Here is a 16,398-nt window from a genome sequence, read left to right on the forward strand (position 1 = left end):
GCACCGGGGAGCGGCAGACATGGACCTGGTGATCCGCGGCGCCCTCGTCGTCGACGGCTCGGGGGCACCGGGACACCGCGCCGACGTGGGGCTGGCCGACGGCCGGATCGCGGCCGTCGGCCCGCGGCTCACCGGCCGCACCGTCCTCGACGCCGGGGGCCTCGTCCTCGCCCCCGGCTTCGTCGACATGCACGCCCACTCCGACCTCGCCCTGCTGCGCGACCCCGCGCACACCGCCAAGGCCGCGCAGGGCGTGACGCTGGAGGTCATCGGCCAGGACGGGCTGTCGTACGCGCCCGTGGACGACCGCACCCTCGGCGAGCTGCGCCGCCAGATCGCCGGCTGGAACGGCGGCGGGCCCGGCGACGACGCGGTGGCGTTCGACTGGCGCACGGTCGGCGAGTACCTCGACCGTCTCGACCGCGGCCCCGACGGCGACGGACTCGCGGTGAACGCCGCGTACCTCGTACCGCAGGGCACCGTGCGGATGCTGGCGCTGGGCTGGGAGGACCGGCCGGCCGGTGACGACGAGCTGGCGCACATGAAGCGGCTGGTCGCGGAGGGGCTCGAGCAGGGTGCGGTGGGGATGTCGTCGGGGCTGACGTATACGCCGGGGATGTACGCGCCGACCGCCGAGCTGACGGAGCTGTGCCGGGTCGTCGCGGCGTACGGCGGCTACTACTGCCCGCACCACCGCTCGTACGGCGCCGGCGCCCTCGGCGCGTACGCCGAGATGCTCGGCCTCGCCAGGGACGCCGGCTGCGCGCTGCACCTCGCGCACGCCACCCTCAACTTCGACGTCAACGCGGGCCGCGCCGCCGAGCTGACCGCCCTGCTGGACCGGGCGCTCGCCGAGGGCGTGGACGTCACCCTGGACACGTACCCGTACCTGGCCGGCTGCACCACGCTGGGCGCGCTGCTGCCGAGCTGGGCGGCGGTGGGCGGCCCCGAGGCGACGCTCGCGCGGCTGCGGGACGCGGACACGGCGGCACGGATCGGGCACGCGCTGGACGTCGAGGGCTCCGACGGGTCGCACGGGGTGCCGATGGACTGGTCGACGATCGAGGTGTCGGGCGTCGGGGACCCGGCGCTCGCGCACTGGGTCGGGCGGCGGCTGCCGGACTTCGCCGCGGCCCGCCGCCTGCTGCTGGACGACCGGCTGGCGACGACGATCCTCCAGCACGTCGGGCACGAGGAGAACGTCCGGGCGATCATGGCCCACCCGGCGCACACCGGCGGCAGCGACGGCATCCTGCACGGCGCGAAGCCGCATCCGCGGGCGTACGGCACCTTCCCGCACTACCTCGGGCACTACGTGCGCGAGCTGGGCGTGCTGACCCTGGAGGAGTGCGTCCACCACCTCACCGGCCGCCCCGCGGCCCGGCTGCGGCTGCCGGACCGGGGTCTGGTGCGGGAGGGCTACGTGGCGGACCTGGTGCTCTTCGACCCGGCGACGGTGGCGGCGGGGGCGACGTACGACGAGCCGCGGCGGGGTCCGGTGGGGGTGCCGTACGTGCTGGTGGGCGGGGAGTTCGTCATCCGGGAGGGGCGTCGGACGACCGCGGTGCCGGGGCGGACGGTTCGGCGCGGGAGGGGCCCGGGGCGGCGGGCGGCCCGGGAGCGGACTGTTCCGGGGCGGGCGGCGCGGGGGCGCGCAGGGCCCTGAGGGACGCGGCCAGCTCCATGACGTAGCCCAGCAGGGCGTCCCCGCTGTTGAAGATCCGGGCGTCCAGGCCGGCCACGGCCTCCTCGCGCTCGGGAGTGACCCGGCTGGACAGGAAGACGGCGTGGCCGTCGTACGTCCCGGAGTCGCGCCAGGCCCGCAGGTCGTCGAAGCCCGCGAACTGTTCGCCGCCGCGGGTGATGTCGGAGATCAGCAGGTCGAACGGGAGGGCGGCCAGCTCCTGCTCGGCCTCCCCGCGATCCCGCGCCAGGGCGATCCTGGCACCGAGGCTGCGCAGCCGGCCGACGTGGGAGGCGTTGTTCCCGGGATGGTCGTCGACCCACAGGATCCGCAGGCCCTCCAGCGCGAGCGAGGACGGCAGCGGGCGGCCGAGGTCGATGTCCCCCCTCGGGGGGAGGGGGCTCGCGTAGGCCGGCTGGGGCTGGCCCTGGCCCAGCGGGTACGGGTGCTGGCCCTGCGGGTACGGATGCTGGCCCTGCGGATACGGATACTGGCCCTGCGGGTACGCCTGCTGGCCCAGCGGGTACGGATGCTGGCCCTGCGGATACGCCTGCTGGCCCGTCACCGGCCGGGAGGGCCCCGGGAACGGCTCGGGGTGCGCGTACGGCCCGCCGCCCGCGGACGACCCCCAGGTGCCGGAGAGCATGCCCCGCTCGTCGGCGTACGGGAGCGGGACCGGCGGCTGCGCCTGGCCCGTCCCCTCCACCGCCACCGGCGCCCCCTCGCGGAGCAGCACCAGCAGCCGCTCCGCGTCCGGCACCCGTAACAGCTCGCCGAGCAGGGACGTGAACCCCTGGTCGTCGGCGTGCTCGGGGAAGCCGACCGGCAGCCGCCGCTCCATCTGCTCCAGCCCGTGCTCCGCCTCCCCCTGGCTCCCGGGCGCCGACAGCTCGTACTGCTCGAAGAACGCGGCGACCTCCTCGGGCGAGGCGAACTCCGGCGACGACACCTGCGGCGGCGCCGCCGACAGCAGCGTGCGGCGTACCCGGCGGTACGTCGTGAACTCCTGCACCACGTCACCGCCCGGGGCACCGGACGCGCCCGTCATCATCCGGTAGAACTCCGGATAGAAGTACTGCAGCAGCAGCGTCCTGATGACCGCCTCGGGGCGGAACCCGGACCAGACCGGGTTCAGCGTGGCCTCCAGCACGAAGCCGTTGACCAGCCGCTTGATCCGCCGCGGGTTCCGCCCCGACCGCTCGACCAGCAACTTCTTCAGCGCGTCGTCGAGCATGCCCTCGATGCCCGCGGCGCGGGCGCACCACTCGACGTAGCGGCCGACGCCGTCGTTGTCCGCGACGGGGATGCGGTAGCTGGTCTGGAAGATCTTCTCCATGAACGCGGACCCCGCGGGCGACAGGTCGCGCAGCAGCCCGCTGGGGCCGAGCGCGGAGCGGTCGCAGCCGACGACGAAAACGAGCCCCGGCACGTCGAGGTAGATCTTCAGGGCCTCGCAGACGGCGAGGACCGTCTCCTCGGAGCAGCGGTCGAGGTCGTCGATGAAGACGACCAGCAGCCGCTGCGGCCGGTTCCCGGCCCACTCCCGGGCCATGCGGTCGATCTCCTCGCGCATGCCGTTGCGCGCCTCGGGTCCCGCGTCCCAGCTCGTCCACAGCTCGTCGACCAGCCCGGCCGCGCCGACCGCCCCGCCGAGCACCGTGGTGACGGCGCGTACGCCGCGCGTCACCGCGCGCGCCCGGGAGATCCGCGCCAGCGCGCGCTTGAGCGTGCGCCGCTCGAAGCGGACGAGCACCGACTTCACGAGCCCTTCGAGGGCGTCGGCGCCGGTGGAGGTCCAGGCGTTGTACCAGACCGTCTCCACGTCGGGCTCGGCCCGCAGCCTGGCGTCGACCAGCCGCATCAGGCTGGACTTGCCCATCCCCCAGCCGGCGTCCACGGCGAGGGTGAACGGCGTCGAGGCGCGGGAGGCGTGCAGCAGCCGGGCGAGCTGCGCGGCGGCCAGTCCCGTGCCCAGGATGTCGTCGCCGGGCGCGGCCACGGGCTCGTCGTTGACCAGGGCGAGCGTGCCGGCCCCGAGGGAGGCGAACGTCGGTGTGCCGGTGGGGGGTTGGGCCGCCATCCGGACATTGTGGCAGCTCCGGACCGGCCCCGGCGGGCCCTCGGCCGTGTGACGGGCCTCGCACGTTATCCGGAGGCGGGGCCGGGGACCGGGCCGTACAGTGGCCGCATGCAGGTGATCCAGTCAACGAAGCTCGCCAACGTCTGCTACGACATCCGGGGCCCCGTGCTCGAAGAGGCGATGCGGCGCGAGGCGGCGGGTCACCAGATCCTCAAGCTCAACATCGGCAACCCGGCCCCCTTCGGCTTCGAGTGCCCCCCGGAGATCCTGGAGGACCTCCTCCGCACGGCCGGCAGCGCCCACGGCTACGGCGACTCCAAGGGCATCCTCCCCGCCCGCCGCGCCGTGATGCAGCACTACCAGACCAAGGGCATCGACCTCGACGTCGAGGACGTCTTCCTCGGCAACGGCGTCTCCGAACTGATCCAGATGTCCATGCAGGCCCTCCTCAACGACGGCGACGAGGTCCTGATCCCGGCCCCGGACTACCCGCTGTGGACTGCCTCGGTCTCCCTGGCCGGCGGCACCCCGGTGCACTACCGGTGCGACGAGCAGGCCGACTGGATGCCCGACCTCGACGACATCGAGCGCCGCATCACGGACCGCACCCGCGCCCTGGTCGTCATCAACCCGAACAACCCCACCGGCGCCGTCTACGACGCGGAGCTGATGCGGGGCCTGACGGACATCGCCCGCCGCCACGGCCTGGTGCTGTGCTCCGACGAGATCTACGACAAGATCCTCTACGACGACGCCACCCACGCCCCCACCGCCACCTACGCCCCGGACCTGCTGGTCCTCACCTTCAACGGACTCTCCAAGGCGTACCGCGTGGCCGGCTACCGCAGCGGCTGGCTGGCCGTCTGCGGCCCGAAGCAGGACGCCCGCAGCTACCTGGAGGGCCTGACGATCCTGGCGAACATGCGCCTGTGCGCCAACGTCCCCGCCCAGCACATCGTCGCCACCGCCCTCGGCGGCCGGCAGTCGATCAACGACCTGATCCTCCCGGGCGGCCGCCTCCTCGTCCAGCGCGACACCGCGTACGACCTGCTCACCCAGATCCCGGGCGTCACCTGCGTCAAACCCAAGGGCGCCCTCTACGCCTTCCCCCGCCTGGACCCCAAGGTCCACAAGATCAAGGACGACGCCCGCTTCGTCCTCGACCTTCTCCGCGCGGAGAACATCCTCCTGGTCCAGGGCACCGGCTTCAACTGGCCCCGCCCGGACCACTTCCGCATCGTCACCCTCCTCGAAAAGGACGGCCTGACGGACGCCATCACCCGCATCGGCACCTTCCTGGACGGCTACCGCCAGCGCTAGCCCGAAGGGCGGCGGATCATCGGATCAGCACCAGCCCGCACCTGTACGCACGCTCTGCCGTTGTCCGGGTGCTTGATCACCGTCGCCGGGTCCGGGCGGAGGGCGGCGAGTAGGGCCGTGCCTTCCAGGCTTGTCACACCGGATGCCGGGTCGTGCCGATCGGCGTCCCGGGCTCCGGCAGTGACACCATGGCCGGATGGCGACCCGACTCGCGCACGAAACCTCCCCGTACCTCCTCCAGCACGCCGACAACCCCGTCGACTGGTGGCCCTGGTCGCCGGCGGCCTTCGAGGAGGCGCGGCGGCGGGACGTGCCCGTGTTGCTGTCGGTGGGGTATGCCTCCTGTCACTGGTGTCATGTGATGGCGCGGGAGTCCTTCGCCGACGAGGCGACCGCAGCGGAGCTGAACGCCGGGTTCGTCAGCATCAAGGTCGACCGCGAGGAGCGGCCCGACGTCGACGCCGTGTACATGGAGGCGGTGCAGGCCGCCACCGGGCAGGGCGGGTGGCCGATGACGGTGTTCCTGACGCCCGACGCGGAGCCGTTCTACTTCGGGACGTACTTTCCGCCGCGGCCGCGGGGCGGGATGCCGTCGTTCCGGCAGGTGCTGCAGGGGGTTGCGGCGGCGTGGGCGGATCGGCGGGGGGAGGTTGCCGAGGTGGCGGCGCGGGTGGCCGCCGATCTCGCCGGGCGGACGCTCGGCGCGGCGGGGGGCGGGGCGCCCGGGGCGGCTGAGGTGCACGGGGCGCTGCTGGAGCTGACGAAGGAGTTCGACGCGGTACGGGGCGGATTCGGCGGCGCGCCGAAGTTCCCGCAGCCCATGGTGCTGGAGTTCCTGCTGCGCCACCACGCCCGCACCGGTTCCGCGGCGGCGCTGGAGATGGTGCAGGCCACCTGCGAGGCGATGGCCCGCGGCGGCATCTACGACCAGCTCGGCGGCGGCTTCGCGCGCTACTCGGTGGACGCGGAATGGGTCGTCCCGCACTTCGAGAAGATGCTCTACGACAACGCCCTGCTGGCCCGCGTCTACGCCCATCTCTGGCGCGCGACCGGCAGCGGGCTCGCCCGGCGGGTGGCGCTGGAGACCGCGGACTTCATGGTGCGCGAACTGCGCACCGAGGAGGGCGGCTTCGCCTCCGCGCTGGACGCCGACAGCGACCGGCCGGACGGCGGTGGGCACGCCGAGGGCGCGTACTACGTGTGGACGCCCGGCGAGCTGCGCAAGGTCCTCGGCGCGGAGGACGCGGCGCTGGCGGGTACGTACTACGGGGTGCCCGGGGCGCCGGAGGCGGCGACCTTCGAGGAGGGCGCCTCGGTGCTGCAACTGCCGGACACCGGCATGCCGTTCGACGCCGAGCGGATCGCCTCCGTACGGGAGCGGCTGACGGCGGCGCGGGCGGAACGGCCTCGGCCGTTCCGCGACGACAAGGTGGTCACCGCGTGGAACGGGCTGGCCATCGCCGCCCTCGCCGAGATCGGCGCGTACTTCGACCGGCCGGACCTGGTCGACGCCGCGGTGGCCGCGGCGGACCTGCTGGTACGGGTGCACATGACGGACGGCGCCGGCGGGCCCGGCACGGTGGCCCGGCTCGTCCGCACCTCGCGCGGCGGGGCGGCCGGCGACAACGCCGGTGTCCTAGAGGACTACGGCGACGTGGCGGAGGGCTTCCTCACGCTCACCGCCGTCACCGGCGAGGGCACGTGGCTGCACCTCGCCGGGCTGATGCTCGACACCGTGCTCGACCGGTTCCGCGGCGAGGGCGGCACGCTGTTCGACACCGCCGACGACGCCGAACGGCTCATCCGGCGCCCCCAGGACCCGACGGACAACCCGACGCCGTCCGGCTGGACGGCTTCCGCCGCGGCGCTGCTCACCTACGCCGCGTACACCGGCAGCGAACGGCACCGCGAGGCCGCGGAACGGGCCCTCGGCATCGTGGCGAAGCTGGGCCCGCGGGCGCCCCGCTTCGTCGGCTGGGGCCTGGCGGCGGCGGAGGCGGCGCTGGACGGCCCCCGGGAGGTCGCCGTCGTCGGCTCCCCGGAGGATCCCCGCCGCGCGGAACTCCACCGGACGGCCCTCCTCTCCCCCGCCCCCGGCGCGGTGGTCGCCGCCGGGCCGCCCTCCGGTACGGGTGAGGGGCAGGGGGCGGTCTCGACCGCGGAACCCGCCGCGGCACGGCACGCCGCCGCGCTGCCCGAGGATCCGGACGCCGTTCCCCTCCTCGCGGACCGGCCCCTCGTCGACGGCGCTCCGGCCGCGTACGTCTGCCGCCGGTTCGTCTGCGCCGCCCCGGTGACCGGGCCCGAAGAGCTGCGCGCCCAGTTGACCCCGGCCGCACCCCCGCAGGGCTGAGTCGCGGGGCGCGCCTCACCGGGTCGGGCCGCTCACAGCGTCATGCCGCGCTCCAGCACCGCCAGCGCCCGGTCGACCGTCTCCACCAGGTCGCCCTCCGGCCCCCGGTCCACCCACTCGAACAGCACCTGCGTCAGCGCCCCGAAGATCGCCCCCACCACCACCCGGAGCTCGAAGTCGTCCCTCGGCCGCCCGGTGCGCTCGGAGAGCACCCTGCACAGCAACTCGACGTTCTGGTCCATGCCCTCGTGCATCTGCGCGCGCAGCGCCGGCACCTCGCGCACCAACTGCATCCGGAGCACGAACTCGGGCCGGAACTCGTCGTAGAGCAGCCGCAGCGAGGCGACCACCGCCTCCCGCAGCGCGACGAGCGGCGGCTCGTCCGCCGGCCGGTCGAGGATGGCCTGCTCCAGCACCGGGTCGTACTCGTCGGTGAGGATGATGTCCTCCTTGGTCGCGAAGTACCGGAAGACGGTGCTCGGCGAGACCTCGGCGGCCTCGGCGATCTGCTCGACGGTGGTCTGCTCGTACCCCTGCTTCCCGATCAGCCGGTACGCCGCCTGCCGGATCGCCTGGCGGGTGCGCAGCTTCTTGCGCTCGCGCAGGCCGAGCCCGGCCTCGGCGACCGAAGCCGCCTGGGAGGCGGCGACGGGTGGGGCGGCGGAGGTACGGGAGGAGGCCATGCTCCTCATTGTCCTGCACCGCCCTTGGCCGCGGCTATTCCGGCGCCGCGGCCGGTCTTCCCCCTCCTTCCGGGGGCTCCCCGATCCCCGTTCCTCCCCTTGCCCGCCCTCGGGCGGCCGGACGGCGGTGACGACCGCCGTGAGCAGCGCGGCGATTCCGCAGACCAGCAACGCCAGGCCCATGCCGTGCACATACGCGGAGTCGGCCGACTCCGCGAGCCGCGGTGCGCCCAGCCGCTCGGCGACCGCGTGCGCCGCGACCACGGACTCCCGCGCCTTCTCCGCCGCGGCCCCCGGCACCCCCTCCGTGTCCAGCCGGTCCGTGAACACCCCGTTCAGCAGGCTGCCCAGCAGGGCGACCCCGATGGCGCCGCCGACCTGCCGCAGCGTGGTCAGCAGCCCCGTGCCGCTGCCCGCGCGGCCGGGGGGCAGCGCGCCGAGGGCGGCGTCCATGGTCGGCACCAGCGCGCACCCGAGGCCCAGGCCGGTGGCGGCCAGCCATACCGCTGTGAAGCCGTACCCGTCGGACACGTCCGTACGGCTGCCGAGCAGCATGGCGAACGCGAAGACCGCCATCCCCGCGCTGACCACGATCCGCGAGCCGAACCGGGCCATCAGCGACGGCGCCGCCCGCGCCGTCACCAGCAGCCCCGCCATCAGGGGCATCAGCCGCAGCCCCGTGCCGAACGGGTCGTTGCCCAGCACCGCCTTCATACTGCGGCAGCACGAAGAGCAGCCCCGCCATGACGAAGGTCGCGAGCACGGCCACGATCGCGTTCCACCGGAAGGCGCGGTCGCCCAGCAACTCCAGGTCCAGCACCGGCCGGACCGCGCGCCGCTCCCGCAGCACCAGCCAGCCGAGCAGCACCGCCGAGCCGGCAAGCGGCCCCACCACCAGCGGATCCCCCCAGCCCCGCGCCGGCCCCTCGATGACGCCGAGGACCAGCCCGCCGAGACCGAGGACGCTGAGCACCGTGCTGACCGGGTCGACCCACGGCACCGAGGGGTCGCGGGTCTCGGGTATCAGCAGCAGCACCGCCACGATGCCGCGAACCACCAGCGGGATGTTCAGCACGAAGATGGAGCCCCACCAGAAGTGGTCGAGCAGCCACCCGCCCAGCAGCGGCCCCGCGGGCATGCCGACGGCCATGGCGGCCGTCACCGCGCCCATGGCCTTCGTGCGCTCGTCGTCGTCGAAGAGCGTGGGGATGACGGAGAGAGCGAGCGGCACGATCAGCGCACCGCCGAGGCCCATCACCGCACGCGCGACGATCACCGCCTCCGGGCTGGAGACGAACGGGCCTATGACGCCAGGGCCGCAGGCGACCCAGGCAGGGAAGGCGGCGGAGGCACCAGCAAAGGTCCGGCCCGCGCAGGAGGAGGTGCGGGCCGGACCTGGAATCGCCGCCTAGCGGTTGTAGCTCTGCAGCGGGCCGAACACCACCGTGGACGACGGGCTGATCTCCGTGTACTTGTTGCCCGAGACACGGCTGTTGATCTTGTTTTCCACGTCGACGTCCACGTCGATCTTGTTCCAGGTCTTGTGGATCTTGTTGAACGACTTGTGGAGCTTGTTGTTCTCCTTGTGGATCTTGTTGAACGACTTGTTGTAGTACGCCTTGGTGCAGCACGACTTGCCGGACTTCGGCTGCGCGGCCTGAGCCGAAGCGACACCGGCACCGGCACCGGCGAGACCGACCACGACGGCGCTGACGGCCAGGGAGCGGGCGAGCATACGGATGCGCATTCTGCCTCCACGGGGAGCGAGGGGTGGTTGTTCGCCCCGAATAACAGCACCCCCGCGGCCTTTGCGCCCCGAAGTACAGAAGCCGACACGAGCAGATCACCCGGACAGCCGGATGACCGGATGACCGGATGACCGGGTCGCCCCCCCCGGCCCGGCTCAGGCGTGGCGGTACGCCACCAGGGAGATCCCGACGTAGTGGACGGCGAACGCCGCCAGCGTGAACGAGTGGAAGACCTCGTGGAAGCCGAACCAACGCGGCGACGGGTTGGGCCGCTTGATCCCGTAGATCACGCCGCCCGCGCTGTACAGCACACCGCCCACGACGACCAGGACGAGGACCTCGATACCACCCGCACGCATGAAGTCCGGCAGGAAGAACACGGCCGCCCAGCCCATCGCGATGTAGCAGGGCGTGTAGAGCCAGCGCGGCGCACCGACCCACAGCACACGGAACGCGATCCCGGCGAGCGCCGCCGCCCAGATGAACCAGAGCAGCGCCTGCTGCCTGCCGCCCTCCAGCAGCAGGATCGTGAACGGCGTGTACGTGCCCGCAATGATCAGGAAGATGTTCGCGTGGTCGAGCCGGCGCAGCACGGCCGTGGCCCGGGGGCCCCAGTCGCCGCGGTGGTAGAGCGCGCTGACGCCGAAGAGCAGGCATGCCGTCAAGGTGTAGACCGCGCAGGCGAGCCGGCCGCGCGGACTCTCGGCCATCGCCGTCAGGAGCACCCCCGCGAACAGCGCCGCCGGGAACATCACCGCGTGCAACCAGCCGCGCAGCCGCGGCTTGAGCACGGCGGCCGCGGCGTTCGCGACCCGCTGCAGCTCTCCCTCGCCCGTCGCACTCATCCGCCCATGCTACCGACGCGTCCGTAGGTAGCGGCCCGGGAGTGGCGCTGTTCACGCAGGAGCTGACTGGACATGACGTCTGAGCTACCTCATCATCAAACGAGCGCACACCCGACACCGGATGGGCTCATATGAGCGGCGACCGGGTCGGCACCCCCAAGGGGTAATGGTCTTGAAAACCAGATAGATGTGACAGAAGAGAAGAAACATCCCAAACCCTCTACATCTGGAGCAAGCGGCACTCATGACCACCCCGACCAGGCACGAAGGGCTCCTCTCCTGGGTCCAGGAGATCGCCGACCTCACCCAGCCCGACGAGATCGTGTGGTGCGACGGCTCCCAGGCGGAGTACGACCGCCTGTGCGCCGAGCTCGTCGCCAAGGGCACGTTCACGAAGCTGGACCCCGTCAAGCGGCCCGGTTCGTACTACGCCACGTCCGACCCGACCGACGTCGCGCGGGTCGAGGACCGTACGTTCATCTGCTCCGAGCAGGAGGAGGACGCCGGGCCGACCAACCACTGGATGGACCCGGCCGAGATGCGCGAGGTCTTCACCGGCACCTCCGGCAACGGCGGCCTCTTCCGCGGCGCCATGCGCGGCCGCACCATGTACGTCGTCCCCTTCTGCATGGGCCCGCTGGGCTCGCCGCTCTCCGCGCTCGGCGTCGAGATCACCGACTCCGCGTACGTCGCCACCGCCATGCGCACCATGACGCGCATGGGGCGCGCGGTCCTCGACGAGCTGGGCGACGACGGCTTCTTCGTCAGGGCCGTCCACTCCGTCGGCGCACCCCTGGAGCCCGGGCAGCAGGATGTGCCCTGGCCGTGCAGTTCGACGAAGTACATCTCGCACTTCCCCGAGACCCGCGAGATCTGGTCGTACGGATCCGGCTACGGCGGCAACGCCCTGCTGGGCAAGAAGTGCTACGCCCTGCGCATCGCCTCCGTCATGGCGCGCGACGAGGGCTGGCTCGCCGAGCACATGCTGGTGCTCAAGCTCACCCCGCCGCGCGGCGAGTCCAAGTACGTCGCCGCCGCGTTCCCCTCGGCCTGCGGCAAGACCAACCTCGCCATGCTGGAGCCGACCACCCGCGGCTGGACCGTGGAGACCATCGGCGACGACATCGCCTGGATGCGCTTCGGCGAGGACGGCCGGCTGTACGCCATCAATCCCGAGGCCGGCTTCTTCGGCGTCGCGCCCGGCACCGGCGAGCACACCAACGCCAACGCCATGAAGACCCTGTGGGGCAACTCGGTCTTCACCAACGTCGCCCTCACCGACGACGGGGACGTGTGGTGGGAGGGCATGACCGACGAGCCCCCGGCGCACCTCACCGACTGGCTCGGCAACGACTGGACCCCGCAGTCCGGCACCCCCGCCGCCCACCCCAACGCCCGCTTCACGGTGCCGGCCGCCCAGTGCCCGACGATCGCGCCGGAGTGGGAGGACCCCAGGGGCGTGCCGATCTCGGCCATCCTCTTCGGCGGCCGCCGCGCCACCGCGGTGCCGCTGGTCACCGAGTCCTTCGACTGGCAGCACGGCGTCTTCCTCGGCGCCAACGTCGCCTCCGAGAAGACCGCCGCCGCCGAGGGAAAGGTCGGCGAGCTGCGCCGCGACCCGTTCGCCATGCTGCCCTTCTGCGGCTACAACATGGGCGACTACTTCGGCCACTGGCTCAAGGTCGGCGCCTCCGCGGACGCCGCGAAACTTCCGAAGATCTACTACGTCAACTGGTTCCGCAAGGACGCGGACGGATCGTTCGTCTGGCCCGGTTTCGGCGAGAACAGCCGCGTGCTGAAGTGGATCGTCGAACGGCTCAACGGCGAGGCCGAAGGCGTCGAGACCCCCATCGGCGTGCTGCCCGCCAAGGGCGCACTGGACGTTGACGGGCTCGAACTCACCGACGAGCAGCTCGACTTCCTGCTCTCCGTGGACCCCGAAGTCTGGCGCGATGAGGCCGCGCTGATCCCCGCGCACCTGGAGACCTTCGGCGACCACACTCCGAAGGAGCTGTGGGACGAGTACCGCGCGCTGGTCAACCGCCTGGGCTGACCTGGTACGCGGCCGGCCGGACCGGCGGGTACGACAACGGCGTCGTACCCGCCGGTCCGTGTTTTTCCCCGCCCCCAATTCCGCTCGGGTACCGGACACGCGGTGATATCAGCTCTTCATTCACCGCGTCATCCGGCCGAGTTATCCACAGGGGGATGCCGAATGCCCGGGAAACGCGGAAGACTTGGCAGTGCAGGGCAACTGCACGAGCGAGCGACGGGTATGGGAGGGGAGCACATGCCGGGCACAGCGTCCCGACTGCGCGACAAGCATCGGGGGGAGGCGGAGCTTCTTCTCACCCGCGCGGTGGAGGAAGAAGTGCGCCGCTCCGGTGGCCGGACCGACGGCGTGGTGCTGCTCGGCCGGGCGCGGGCGGCGCTGGACGACATGGCGGAGCGCGCCGCCGAGGAGTACGGGGCGTATGTGCGCGCCCTGGACGAGGCCGCCGCGGGCAGGCGCTCGCTCGCCGAGCGCTTCACCCCGCAGTCGATCGGGCCCGCCGTGACGGCGACGCTCAGCGCCGCCGCCATCGCCCTGCTCGTCTCCGCCGAGGAGGGTCTGGGCTCCACGGCCGCGCTCTGGACCGGGGTGGCGGCCGGCCTCGCCGGGCTCGTCGCGGGTCTGGTGCAGATCGGCCTGGCCCACTGGCTCTCGGGCAACACGCGCTCGGGCGCCGCCCGTCAGCCCGGCGGCCCGGAGCAGCTCCGGCTGCAGTGGCTGACGGCGCTGGAGCTGCGCGGCGTGCGGCCCTTCTTCGACCAGCAGCGGATGATCTCGGCCGCCACCCGCACCGGCAGCCGCGCCGAGCCCGCCGCCGACCGCCCCCGGCCGAGCACGGCCGGCGGCGGGGGTACGGACCGCGAGCCCCAGTCACGCCGGAACCGCAGCCAGGAGGCGCGGCAGCGGGCCACCCTGGAGCAGTCCTACCGCCAACTGCCCGAGGGCTCCCCGGTGTACGTGGGCCGCAAGGCGCAGCTCACCCAGATCGCCGGGTGGGTGCAGCAGGGCCGCGCCAGCACGGAGACCAAGCCGACCGTCGTCCTCCTGCACGGCCCGCCCGGCGCCGGGCGCACCGCGCTCGCGGTCCGCGCCGCTCACCAACTGCGCGAGCAGTTCCGCGCCGCCGTGGTGGTGGACCTGCGCGGGGAGAGCCTGGGCGAGGACCCGCTGCCCACCCGCGACGCGCTGCTGCACCTGCTCAACCGCCTCGGTGCCCCGCGCGACCAGCTCATGTTCCGCGAGCGCCCGGCACACGACGCGCAGTTGCGCCGGCTCATCGAGCTGTACCACCAGCATCTGACGTCGCTGCCGGTATCGATAGTGCTGGACGACGCGGTCGACGCCGAGCAGGTCAGGCTGCTGGTGCCGGAGCGCTCCGAGAGCCTGGTGCTGGTGACCTCGCGCGAGCGCCTCGAGCTGCCCGACGACCTCGACGCCTGGGTGCACCACATGCCCGTCGAGGGCCTGGAGCCGACCGCCGCCGAGGAGCTGCTGAGCGCCATGGCCCGGGGGACGGAGGGCGCGCAGCGCTCCGCCGACCCGTACGACGCGCAGTCCACCGACCGCATCGGGATGCTCTGCGGCGGGCTGCCGCTGGCGCTGCGCATCGCGGGCTCCGCGCTGGACGGGCGCAGCCTCGTCGGGCTCGCCGAGGCGCTGGACGCCTACGGGCCGGTGGGCCCGGTGGAGCGCGCCCTGTGGCTGCGCTACGGCGACCTGGCGGAGCCGACCCGGGCGCTGCTGCGCCGGCTGTCGCTGGTCGGCCGGGCGAGCCTGGGAGCGGCGGCCTGCGCCGCGCTCCTCGACGTCGGCGAGGAGGAGGCCGGCAAGCGGCTGACGGCGCTGGCCCGCGCGGGGCTGGTGGAGCACGTGCGCGGCTCCCGCTTCCGGGTGCACGACCTGGTGCGGCGCTTCGCGTACGCCCGGCTGCTCGACGAGGAGGACCCCGAGGTGCGCGCCGCCGCGCACGAGCGGCTGATCCGCAGCTACGCGGAGCTGGCCGACTCGGTGATCCGGCTGGTCGACGGGCGCACGTCGACCCGCGCCGACGGCTTCGGCTCGCACGGCTTCACCTCGCTGGACTCGGCGCTGCGCTGGCTGGACGACGAGCAGAGCTTCATCACCGCCGCCCTGCGGCACGCCGAGGGCGTAGACCAGGCCACCGTGCTGCACCTGCTGGGCGCCCTCGCGGACTACTGCCTGCTCCGCGGCGACCTGTACCGCCTCGGCGAGCTGAACGAGCTCACCAAGGCCGCCGACCAGGGACTGCTGATGCGCTCGGTCCAGTGGCGTACGGGCGTCGCCGCCCGGCAGCTCGGCGAGCTGGACAAGGCCCGCTCCACGCTGTCCTCCGTGGTCGACCTCTACCGCGAGGCGCAGCACTCCGCCGGCGCCGCCCGGGCCCTGCGCGACCTGGGCATCACCCTGCAGCAGCAGGGCAGCCTGCGCGAGGCGGAGGCGAAGCTGCGCGAGGCCCTGCAGATGCAGCAGGGCGAGAACATGCGCGGCGACCGCGCCTGGACGCTGCACGCGCTGGCGGCCGTGCTGCGCGACCGAGCCCAGTTGGGCGACGCGCTGACGCTGCTGGACCAGGCGCTCGCGCTGCACCAGGAGAGCGAGAGCGTGCACGGCCAGGCATGGGCGCACTTCCAGCTCGGCCAGGTGCGGCTGCGGATGGGCGACGTCCCGGGAGCCGAGGAGGAGTTGGAGGAGGCCCTGGAGCAGTACGCGCGCACCCGCGACGGCCGCGGCGAGGCCTGGGCGATGACGCAGCTCGCCCGCGCCCGGCTGGTCGCCGCCGACCCGGCCACTGCCGTGACGCAGCTCAAGGCGGCCCTCGCCCGGCACCGGGAGAACGACGACGCGCGCGGTGAGGCCTGGACGCTGTACTACCTGGGCCAGGCCCAGGAGGGCGCGGGCAAGCGGGAGTCGGCGGTGCGGGCGCTGGAGCGGTCCCGCTCGATGTTCAGCCGCATGCGGGACGTGTACGGGCTGGCCTGCGCGCGGCACCACTCCGCGCGGGTCACCCGCGACCTGCGCGCCGAGCAGACCGGCACGCTGCGCAACAGCGGCTTCGCCCGGCAGTTGCTCCAGGACGCCAGGCAGGACTTCCGCCGGGTGGGTGTGGCCCACGGCGAGGCGTGGTCCTGCATCGAGCTGGCGGTGATCGACGCGGGCAACGGCCGCGCAGGGCAGGCGCTGGAGCTGGTGGACACGGCGATAGACCTGTTCGGCGGCATCGGCGACCGGCGGGGCGCGACGTGGGCCCGGTTCCTGCGCTGCACGCTGCTGCCGTTCGCCTCGCCCGGCGGCTCGGTGGTGGGTGCGGCGGTGGCACAGCAGGAGCTGTCGGAGCTGCTGGACGAGCTGCGTACGGTGACCGCGGGGCGCCGCGGAGTGGTCGACCCGGCGCTGGAGGACTACGCGGAGACGTTCCAGCTCGTGCTGGAGCGTGGCGTGGAGCCGGAGACGGGCTGGCAGGCGTGGCGCCTGGGGATGGTCCCGAGCCGGCATGCCCGCGAGGTCATGGGCGTCCCGCTGGACGGCGCGGCCCCCGCGGGCGACGGCGCCCTGGCGGGCTGACCGGCGGCCGGCAGGCTGACCGGCGGCCCGGAAGCCCGCCGCTGACCACA

Annotated in this window: 8 protein-coding genes and 2 pseudogenes; 5 read left to right on the forward strand and 5 right to left on the reverse strand. The window is 73.3% G+C overall.

Annotated elements, in window-relative coordinates:
• Nucleotides 1-19: 19 nt before the first annotated feature.
• Nucleotides 20-1,600, forward strand: a pseudogene (locus FB457_RS01830) (N-acyl-D-amino-acid deacylase family protein); the annotation flags it as partial.
• Here the strand turns inward: FB457_RS01830 and FB457_RS35805 are convergent.
• On the reverse strand, nucleotides 1,536-3,764 hold the full coding sequence (locus FB457_RS35805; protein WP_486588898.1) for a P-loop NTPase fold protein: 2,229 nt from the start codon (nucleotides 3,762-3,764) through the stop codon (nucleotides 1,536-1,538). The pseudogene FB457_RS01830 and the gene FB457_RS35805 overlap by 65 nt on opposite strands.
• Nucleotides 3,765-3,872: 108 nt before the next feature.
• Here FB457_RS35805 and FB457_RS01840 point away from each other — a divergent pair, with 108 nt between their 5' ends.
• Together FB457_RS01840 and FB457_RS01845 are read left to right on the forward strand one after the other, a co-directional pair.
• Complete coding sequence (locus FB457_RS01840) at nucleotides 3,873-5,084, forward strand: pyridoxal phosphate-dependent aminotransferase (protein ID WP_047017757.1); 1,212 nt, start codon at nucleotides 3,873-3,875, stop codon at nucleotides 5,082-5,084.
• 196 nt (nucleotides 5,085-5,280) lie between these two features.
• Nucleotides 5,281-7,437 carry a thioredoxin domain-containing protein gene (locus FB457_RS01845; RefSeq protein ID WP_145780564.1) on the forward strand — a complete coding sequence of 719 codons (2,157 nt, stop codon included), beginning with the start codon at nucleotides 5,281-5,283 and terminating at the stop codon, nucleotides 7,435-7,437.
• A 32-nt stretch (nucleotides 7,438-7,469) separates the two neighbouring features.
• On the opposite strand, the gene FB457_RS01850 is transcribed toward FB457_RS01845, so the two are convergent.
• The 4 genes and pseudogenes from FB457_RS01850 to trhA form a co-directional block, all read right to left on the reverse strand.
• The gene (locus FB457_RS01850) at nucleotides 7,470-8,129 is read right to left on the reverse strand and encodes a TetR/AcrR family transcriptional regulator (RefSeq protein ID WP_486588899.1); all 660 of its coding nucleotides are present in this window, start codon (nucleotides 8,127-8,129) and stop codon (nucleotides 7,470-7,472) included.
• Nucleotides 8,126-9,429: pseudogene (locus FB457_RS01855) on the reverse strand (MFS transporter); the annotation flags it as partial. The gene FB457_RS01850 and the pseudogene FB457_RS01855, both read right to left, overlap by 4 nt.
• Nucleotides 9,430-9,528: 99 nt before the next feature.
• A complete protein-coding gene (locus FB457_RS01860) occupies nucleotides 9,529-9,867 on the reverse strand; it encodes a hypothetical protein (protein WP_253911402.1) in 339 nt (112 codons plus the stop codon).
• Nucleotides 9,868-10,023: 156 nt separating this feature from the next.
• Complete coding sequence (trhA, locus tag FB457_RS01865; protein WP_047017755.1) at nucleotides 10,024-10,713, reverse strand: PAQR family membrane homeostasis protein TrhA; 690 nt, start codon at nucleotides 10,711-10,713, stop codon at nucleotides 10,024-10,026.
• Between the two features lie 244 nt (nucleotides 10,714-10,957).
• On the opposite strand from trhA, the gene FB457_RS01870 reads away from it, so the two are divergent.
• A complete protein-coding gene (locus tag FB457_RS01870; protein WP_145780566.1) occupies nucleotides 10,958-12,766 on the forward strand; it encodes a phosphoenolpyruvate carboxykinase (GTP) in 1,809 nt (602 codons plus the stop codon).
• A 237-nt stretch (nucleotides 12,767-13,003) separates the two neighbouring features.
• On the forward strand, nucleotides 13,004-16,348 hold the full coding sequence (locus FB457_RS01875; protein WP_173534877.1) for a tetratricopeptide repeat protein: 3,345 nt from the start codon (nucleotides 13,004-13,006) through the stop codon (nucleotides 16,346-16,348).
• Nucleotides 16,349-16,398: the final 50 nt, after the last annotated feature.

Source organism: Streptomyces sp. CNZ287 (assembly GCF_007827615.1).